Origin of the sequence: Pedobacter sp. (assembly GCF_035566355.1) — a bacterium.
GTDB lineage: Bacteria > Bacteroidota > Bacteroidia > Sphingobacteriales > Sphingobacteriaceae > Pedobacter.
The window spans coordinates 1-5,633 of the sequence record NZ_DATMRL010000413.1 but is presented as its reverse complement, the minus strand read 5'-3'; the positions used below and the strand labels follow the sequence as shown (position 1 = coordinate 5,633).

Sequence of the window (5,633 nt, the reverse complement as noted above, 5' to 3'; positions counted from 1 at the left end):
GCTGGGCAGGCTGGGGATTAAGGTGTTGTTTTTGCGGAACTGGACCTGGAATGCCTTTTGGAACATACGAATGCTCTACCGATCGGTTAGAAGATTCCGGCCGGACGTGATTGTGTCCTTTATGTTCGCTGCAATTCTTTGCGCAAGGGTTTTGAAACTTAGCCTTCGCTTCCGGCTCATTTCTTCCATCAGGATTTCTGTTATCCCTGCAAAATGGTATGTGCCTTTTAAATACACGGCCAAACTGGATGACGCAGTAGTGTACAATTCCCTGGCCTCAAAACTCAATTTTGAAAAAAGGAAACTGGCGGTAAAAGAGGGCTTAGTGATCCATAACGGAATTTCAGTGCCGGATTTGCCTGAAAATAATGAACTGCGTACGAAAGCCGTTGAACAAAGGCATTCCTTATTTAACTGGGTCTGTGTGGGGCATTTCAGATGGAATAAAGATTATGTTACCTTATTTAAAGCAGCAGCTTTACTTAAAGATAAAAGCTACCGGATAACCATAGTTGGTGAATTGAATGGGCAGTTATGGCCGGCACAAATGGTCAAAGACCTGCAGCTTGAAAACCATGTCCGGTTAGAAGGCTTTAAACCAAATACCAGCAGTTATCTGGCAGATGCAGATGCTTTTGTTTTATCGTCTTTTTCAGAAGGGATGCCTAATGCTATCCTGGAGGCCATGGCCTATGCTAAACCGATCGTGGTGACTGATATAGATGGCAACAGGGAACTGCTCGAATCAACCGCATGCGGGTTATTATGCAAGCCGGCAGATGCCAATTCATTAGCAAAGCAAATGCGCTGTATTATGGAAATGGATACTGAAGAGCGCCTACGGATGGGTGGTATGGGCAGGGCTTATATTGAATCTGATTTTAGCGAAGAGAAGGTTATGGGGCACTGGAAAGATCTTATTAATACATTATGTGTGGAATATTTGGATTGATCGATTATAAAAGCCCAATCGCTGAAAAGTTGATATTTGAAGGCTTACGGCATAGAGGACCAGATCAGCAGCAGTCCCGCACCCAAGATAATGTGGTATTGTACCATACCCGTCTTGCCATCCAGGACCTCAGTGTTACGGGCTGTCAACCCATGAGCTATCACGGACTGGTGATTGTTTTTAACGGCGAGATTTACAACCATATGGAGTTGCGAAGAAAATACAATCTCGAAGCTTCTTCCCATTCAGATACCCTTACTATTTTGATGCTTTTTGAATTGCTGGGCATGAAAATGCTGGATGAGTTTGATGGAATGTTTGCCTTTGCGTTATATGACCAGCATAATCGCAGAATATATTTAGCGAGAGACAGGGCAGGTAAGAAACCTTTATACGTATATGGAAAGCAGGGGAGCTGGGTCTTCTCTTCTGAACTGAATGTTTTAAATCGTTGTGTAAAACCAGAACTCAATTATGAAGCCTTGGCCGATTACCTCTATTTGGGGCATTTTTATCGGAAAGCAACACCTTATATGCACGTTGACGAACTAGAAAGTGGCCATTACTTGAAAATTGATACATTGACCGGCTATGCTGAAAACATTACCTGGTATAACATAGAGACAGCTTATCATCAGCAACAGGTATTTTCCTATAAAGAATCTGTGGAGCGGCTGGATGATATTTTACAGCAGGCAGTGCGGCGGCGGATAGACAGCTCGGACCTGGATGTAGGTTCGTTTCTAAGCGGAGGAATTGACAGTGGTTTGGTTACGGCAATGGCTGCAGCGCACAGTTCGAACCTGAAAACGTTTACTGTTAAAGTGAGCGGAAGTTTTGATGAATCTGTGCTTGCCCAGCAGGTTGCAGAACGCTACGAAACACAACATACTGTTGTAGAAATTGATTTTTCTGATTTAGATAAAGATATTGAAAAGATCCTCACTAACCATGGCGAACCAAACTCCGACAATTCAGCTATCCCGAGTTATTATGTAGCCAGGGAAGCAAAGAAACACATTACGGTGGCGTTAAATGGTGATGGAGCGGATGAAATGCTGGGTGGCTATCGACGGTATGTACCTTTTAAACATATTGATTTCTTTAATCCGGGGTCTCTTCAAAGAAATGGAGCCAGGCTGCTGACCAGCGTATTACCCGTAGCACATAAAAAACAAAGCTATTATACTTATTTGTACCGGTTGCTCAAGTTTGCAGGTTATGCAGATCCTTTGAAAATGTATTGTTCGGCTTCTTCAGATCTGTTTGTGGGTTTTGAAGACCAGTTTTTGGTGCAGCCCCTAATGGGAGATTTATCGGCCAACCTGGAAAGGATGGAGAGTTCCGGACTTTCTCCTTTAAAAAAACTCTTGTACCTGGATTTTGAATCCATGCTGTTTGGGCGTCTGCTGCCTAAAATGGATATCGCTACTATGGCACATTCGCTTGAAGGGAGAAGTCCTTTTCTATGCAGGGAGATGCTTGATTTTGCACCGGGATTAAAGGACAGTTATAAAATAAAAGGTATACGTACCAAATCTATTCTCCGGGACCTGGCTAAAAAATATCTTCCGGAAACATTGATTGATCAACCCAAAAGAGGCTTTGAGGTTCCTCTTGCCAGATGGGTGGATTATGAATTGAAAAAAAATATTGAACAGGTACTGATGGCAGGCGATCCCTTTTACGCAACACTCCTTAAAAAGGATTTCATACTTGATCTGTTGCGCGGAAAGGTTCAGATCTCAGAAGAAAGAAGAGCAAAAATACTATTCTGCGTATTCAGCCTGGAGGTTTGGTACCAGAACTTACCTAAGTAATCTACAGCATTTAACCTTTAAACGCAGATATATGAAAGTATTGATTACCGGAACAGCCGGTTTTATTGGCTATCATTTAGCCAAACACTTGATTCAGCGCGGAGACGAAGTAACCGGAATAGACAATATTAACGATTACTACGATGTGGAACTTAAGTACAGACGTCTGGAAGACACGGGGATTCCAAGAGACCAGACTGAATATGGAAAAACAGTTCAAAGTACTTATTATCCCAATTATAAGTTTATTAAAGTTGACCTGACGGATCATGGTAAGTTAAAGAAAGTATTCAAAGATTGTCATTACGATGCCGTATGTAACCTGGCCGCCCAGGCAGGTGTAAGATATAGCCTAAGCCATCCAAAAGCCTATCTGGACGCCAATGTTACAGGTTTTCTGAACATTCTTGAGGCTTGTAAGGTGCATCATATCCGAAACCTGGTGTACGCCAGTTCTTCCAGTGTATATGGGCTGGACAAGGAAATGCCATTTTCCGTCCATCAGCACGCAGATCATCCGGTATCACTTTATGCAGCAACCAAAAAATGTAATGAACTCATGGCGCATACCTACAGCCACTTATTTGGTCTTCCTACCACCGGCCTAAGATTTTTTACGGTATACGGCCCATGGGGAAGACCAGATATGGCGCTATTTATGTTTACCAAAGCCATACTGGAGAATAAACCGATCGATGTTTTCAATAATGGCATGATGAAGCGTGACTTTACCTATATAGATGATATTGTGCAGGGTATTACCTGTGTGCTGGACCATCCGGCTACCTGCAATAAGGAATGGATGGCACACAAGCCTGATCCGGCCAGTTCCAAAGCCCCGTTTAAAGTATTTAATATCGGCAGAGGACAATCGGTCAACCTGCTCGATTTCATTGCAGAAATTGAAAAAAACATAGGATTGAAGAGTCGTAAGAGATTTCTTCCGTTACAAGATGGTGATGTAGCAGAGACCTGGGCAGATGTTTCTGATCTGAAACGATTATACAAATACCGGCCAAAAGTATCCGTTGCAGAAGGGGTAAGAAATTTTGTAACCTGGTATAAGGATTTCTATGAGTTGATTCCAAAAAAACAGCCGGAAGAATTGGTGCTCCCGCAGCTGATTAAAGACTTCAGATTCGCAATAAAATAATACAAATAAAAATCCGGATTTTCAAATAATTCGACCTGTTTTTTGAGTTTTAAGAATTTCACTTCCGTTATGTGACAGAAAAATTACAAAACAGAGGGTAGCGATAGCTCTGATTTGCAGGCAAATAGATCTTTTTGAAAGTAATTTAAATTTATTTTTAGAATTATTCATCTATTTTTTTGGTAAATAAATTTCCTTAAAAGAATTTACCTCCGGAATTATATGATTTTATTTGCCTGAATGCCAAAATTTCAGATACCATTGGTTTTATTTTTTAGCACAATAGTTAATTTCCTCAGAACAACTCTATTGGCAATGCCGTCAGATGTGGCATTTCCATAATAAAAACCTTAAACTTCCGCTAGTTTTTTAGGTGTACATGGCTTCGCATATTTGCGTTACCACTGTATACTTTAAAAAATCAAATGGAAAGAAAAAACAAATTACCAAATCGATTGCCCATGAGCTTTCTATTACTTCTGGTTGTGCTAACTTTTAGTAAGTGTAAAAAAAGTTCGGATGAGGCTGCACCATTTAACGCTCCAAGTACAAATGACACCACAATTTCTGCGGTTACTTCTTCAGGAACAAAAGCCCTCGATGTGAGTAAAGCCAGCAGTGACGGCGGCTTCTCCTACAAGGTATACAATGACCTTGGCGCGGTGAGTGACAACACGCAAAATCCGACTGCTTCTACAGTTCGGATTTTCGAGAACGGTAAAGAATTAGGACCTGCGCACAGTGCTCATGCAGACATCAGGACCTTGGGTAAAGGGCGCTTCAGCCACTGGTCGTCCAGTCTTTATTTCTCCAGTTCGGACAATACAGACCCAAGAACAAATGGCAGGACCTATACTTATACGACGTCCGCCGGAACAGTGGCACCAGTGCTGCCACCAGCAGTTACAACGCCAGCACCTACAGGTATTATTGGCTATGCTATGGTAGATGGTACAACCACTGGAGGGGTTAATGGGCAGACTGTTGTAGTAACCACACTTGCCGCCCTTAAAACGGCAGTAGAATCCAGTGCTCCTATGGTGATCAAGGTATCCGGAAAGATTACCGGTACCGGCTTCCTGAATGTGAAATCAAATAAAACTATTCAGGGCGTAAAAGGCTCCAGTCTGGAAGGTGTAGGATTAATGGTTTACGGAACCAGTAACATTATCATTCAAAACATGACCATTAGAAATGTAGTATCTTACTCTAACATCATTATTAAAGAAGGTGCGCACCACGTTTGGGTAGACCATTGCGATTTGTCGTCCGACAGAAACCATGGATGGGACTACTATGATGGCTTATTGGATGTTGGTAAACGTGCAGATTATGTGAGCCTTTCGTGGAATAGGCTCCATGACAATCATATCCCTATGCTGATTGGTTTTGGCGACGAAAATACAGATGACATAGGCCACCTGAGGGTAACTGTATATGATAACTATTTCTACAATGTTTCTGAGAGACAGCCAGGTACCAGATTCGGGTATATGCACGTTTTCAATAATTATATGTTAAATGGAGATGGATATGCTATCGGAGCATCTATGGGAGCAACTGTAAGGATAGATAATAATTATTTTGAGAACCAACATATTGGTTTGTTTACACAATACAATGCTAAGCCTGGTTATATCAGTGGCGCAAGCACAAATATATTCAAAAACTGTGGTGCCGATATGGTATCTACTGCTGCATCTACATG

The 5,633-nt window shown here is 41.8% G+C and carries 4 protein-coding genes; all 4 read left to right on the top strand.

The annotated features are described in order from the left end of the window. Positions 1-952 (top strand): glycosyltransferase (locus VNZ46_RS16025; protein ID WP_325561071.1); only part of this gene is annotated, 952 nt, incomplete at its 5' end. After that, the gene (gene asnB, locus VNZ46_RS16020; RefSeq protein ID WP_325561070.1) at positions 931-2,772 is read left to right on the top strand and encodes an asparagine synthase (glutamine-hydrolyzing); all 1,842 of its coding nucleotides are present in this window, start codon (positions 931-933) and stop codon (positions 2,770-2,772) included. The genes VNZ46_RS16025 and asnB, both read left to right, overlap by 22 nt. 31 nt (positions 2,773-2,803) lie before the next feature. Then, positions 2,804-3,925, top strand: a complete 1,122-nt coding sequence (locus VNZ46_RS16015) for an NAD-dependent epimerase (RefSeq protein WP_325561069.1) — start codon at positions 2,804-2,806, stop codon at positions 3,923-3,925. A gap of 461 nt (positions 3,926-4,386) precedes the next feature. Beyond that, positions 4,387-5,633, top strand: a 1,247-nt coding sequence (locus VNZ46_RS16010) for a polysaccharide lyase family 1 protein (RefSeq protein ID WP_325561068.1), incomplete at its 3' end; no start/stop codon positions are given.

Excerpts from the sequence above, each read along its gene's own strand:
- VNZ46_RS16015 (WP_325561069.1), top strand. The coding sequence starts at position 2,804 with ATGAAAGTATTGATTACCGGAACAGCCGGTTTTATTGGCTATCATTTA.
- asnB (WP_325561070.1), top strand. The coding sequence starts at position 931 with ATGTGTGGAATATTTGGATTGATCGATTATAAAAGCCCAATCGCTGAA.